The organism is Devosia insulae DS-56, assembly GCF_000970465.2.
GTDB lineage: Bacteria > Pseudomonadota > Alphaproteobacteria > Rhizobiales > Devosiaceae > Devosia_A > Devosia_A insulae.
In genome coordinates, this window is record NZ_LAJE02000307.1 from 1 (window position 1) to 3,154 (window position 3,154).

General features: G+C 64.5%; 1 protein-coding gene. It reads left to right on the plus strand.

The window, feature by feature from the left end; genetic code table 11:
• The first annotated feature begins 385 nt into the window (after positions 1–385).
• The gene (locus VW23_RS21280; RefSeq protein WP_244513690.1) at positions 386–3,019 is read left to right on the plus strand and encodes an autotransporter family protein; all 2,634 of its coding nucleotides are present in this window, start codon (positions 386–388) and stop codon (positions 3,017–3,019) included.
• Positions 3,020–3,154: the final 135 nt, after the last annotated feature.

A 3,154-nucleotide genomic window follows, 5' to 3' on the forward strand; every position in this document is an offset into this window, starting at 1 on the left:
CGCCAAGCGAGGGTGCTGCCGCACCCGCCGGGTCATTCCCGCGAAAGCGGGATGCTCTGTTTGCGTGCTCGAAGCACGATCGCAAACGGAGTTCCCCGCTTCCGCGGGGATGACACCGAGTTTGGGGGAGCCTCGGTTCGCACATCCACTGTCACCCCCATTGCCGGCTAAGGCGGCGTGCTTCAGGGCATCCGAAATCTCCCAACTTGCCGTTGTTTGATCAGCCAAAGCTTTCGTCGCAAATGTGCGGCAGGTGCAGCGTCACCGCAAAGCTTTCTTAATTATGACAGTGCTTTAGCTCGAAAGCTATGCTTGTCTAAGCTTCGGGCTCGCGGCAGTTTGAGTCGACACTTAACGTCATAGCTTTATCGATTTTGAGGGCGGCATGTCTGTTGGGGCAACCGGGCGCGGCTACGCGGATCGCGGCTGGAACCTTGGTAGGGCCGCGCTGCTCTTGGGCGTTGGGCTGGCGGCGTTGGCATTGCCGGTGGGGCCGGTCATGGCTCAGAGCTGGACGGGCGCCACCAGCGATGACTGGATGGTCGGGAGCAACTGGTCGGGCGGAACGGTGCCGGTTGCCGGCGCGGTCGACATTGATCCGACTTCGCCAAGCCCGGTTGTCCTTGGTAAGAGCGGTCCCGCTGTCGGCACGACTGGTCAACTGACAGTCGGCAATACGCCGGGCAGGTTCGGCAATCTCACGATCCAGAATGGCAGCACGCTGACCAGCAATGGCGCCGAGCACCACATCGCCGACGGTGCCGGGACCAATGGTGTGGTCACGGTCACCGGGGCTGGATCGCAATGGACCGTAGCCGGGGGAGGCTCGATCGAAGTCGGTGCCGGGGGCAATGGTATTCTCAACATTCTGAGCGGCGGCACCGTTGTCGCTCAATCGGGTGTCACTTTCGGGACCTTTGCGGGTGGCGTAGGCACGATCAACATCAGTGGTGGTAGCACGCTCGAAACCAGCAGACTTTCGCGCGCTGGTGCTGGAGACGGTCAGGTCAATTTTGATGATGCCATCCTGCGCGCGAGGGCTAACAACAATTTCTTCATCGCCGGATTCTCGCCGGGCACCCTCAATATTGCGGCGGGCGGCCTGACTGTTGATACCCAGGCTTTCACTGTGGCCGCAGGGTCCGGTTTTTCCGGCGTCGGCGGATTGACCAAAACCGGCACCGGCGCTCTCAACCTGCGTGCCGTCAACACCTATACCGGCGACACGGTGATCCAGGCCGGTACGCTCGGGCTAGCGAGCAACGGCTCGATTGCCACATCAAGCCGGGTGGTCGCGAACGGAACCTTCGGTATCTCCGGCATCACCGCCGCGGGCACGAGCATCCAGAGCCTCGCCGGCATCGGCAGTGTCACGCTGGGCGCGAAGAATCTGACGATCACCGATGCGAAGAACGATGTGTTTTCCGGCATCATCTCGGGCAGCGGCACGCTGACCCTCACTGACGGCACACAGACGTTTTCGGGCGCCAATGCCTATACCGGGGCGACGAGCGTGAACGGCGGCACGCTGCGCGCCGGGGCCGCCAATATCTTCGGCACCACGTCGGCCTTCAGCGTCGCCGCCGCCGGCACCTTCGACGTTGCCGGCTTCAACCAGACCCTCGTCTCGCTAGACAATGCCGGGGCCGTCCGTCTCGGCGGGGTGGCGCCCGGCACGACGCTCACCGTGACCGGCAACTACGCCGGCAACGGCGGCACCGTCTATCTCAATACGGCGCTCGGTAGCGACGGCTCGGCAACCGATCGGCTCGTAGCTGGCTCCACCTCGGACACCTCGTCGCTCGTCGTCACCAATGTCGGCGGCGCCGGCGCACAGACGGGCGATGCAGGGATCAAGGTCGTCGATGTTCTCGGCGCTTCGAACGGCACCTTCTCGCTGGTCGGCGACTATGTGTTCGAGGGCGACCAGGCGGTAGTTGGCGGCGCTTATGCCTACCGGCTCTATCAGGGCACGGAGACCACAGCCGACGGCGACTGGTACCTGCGCTCCGAAATCATCGATGCCGGCCCGCTCTATGCGCCGACCGTGCCGCTTTACGAGAACTACGCCAACGTGCTCCAAACCTTCAACGAGCTCGGCACCTTGCAGCAGCGCGTCGGCAGCCGCGAATGGCTGAATGGCGGGCAGCAGGCGAGCGATGACGGTGCAGTGGCGCCCAACGCCATCTGGGCCCGCATGGATGCGTCGCAGGCCCATTTCGAGCCCGGCGTTTCCACTGCCGGCGCCAGCTATGACGTGACCACCTGGCGGCTGCAGGCCGGGCTCGATGGCGTGCTGCATCAGAGTGAAGCCGGGTCGCTGGTGGCTGGGGTGAACGCCCAGTTCGGCACCGTCAGCTCGGATATCACCTCGATCTATGGTGCGGGCTCGGTCAACGCTTTGGGTTTTGGCGTCGGCGGCACGCTCACCTGGTACGGCGCGGGCGGGCTCTATGTCGACGGGCAGGCGCAAGTGATCCGCTACGAAGCCGATATCGTCTCCGACGACACCGGCACGACGCTGGTCGAGGGCAACGACGCCTTCGGCTATGGGCTCAGCCTCGAGGCCGGCCAAAAGATCGGGCTCAACGACAACTGGTCGCTGACGCCGCAGGCGCAGCTCAGCTATTCGGCCGTGCGCTTCAACGATTTCACCGATCAGTACGGCGGCACGGTCTCGCTCGACGATGGCGGCGACACGCTGGTGGGCCGGCTCGGGCTCTCCGCCGACTACGAGAGCGAATGGCAAGATGCAGCCGGCGAGACCAAGCAGACCCACCTCTATGGTATCGGCAACCTCTACTATGACTTCCTCGATGGCTCGACGGTCGATGTCTCCGGCACCAAGTTCGCCTCGGAGAACCAGGGGGTTTGGGGCGGCGTCGGCGTCGGCGGCTCGTTGAGCTGGGCCGACGCGCAGTACAGCGTCTTCGGCGAAGCGCTGGTCCGCGGCAGCCTCGACGATTTCGGCAACAACAACGCCATCGCCGCCAAGGTCGGGTTCAACGGCAGGTGGTAAGGGCGCGCCCGACGGTGCCGCCCCGCTCATTGCCGACCTGGCCCCCTGCGGCACTAGGGCAAGCGCCATAGGCTACGTGCACTGAACTCTCAGTGCTCCTCCACCGTGAAACGGGGGAGGGGGACCGCCGAAGGC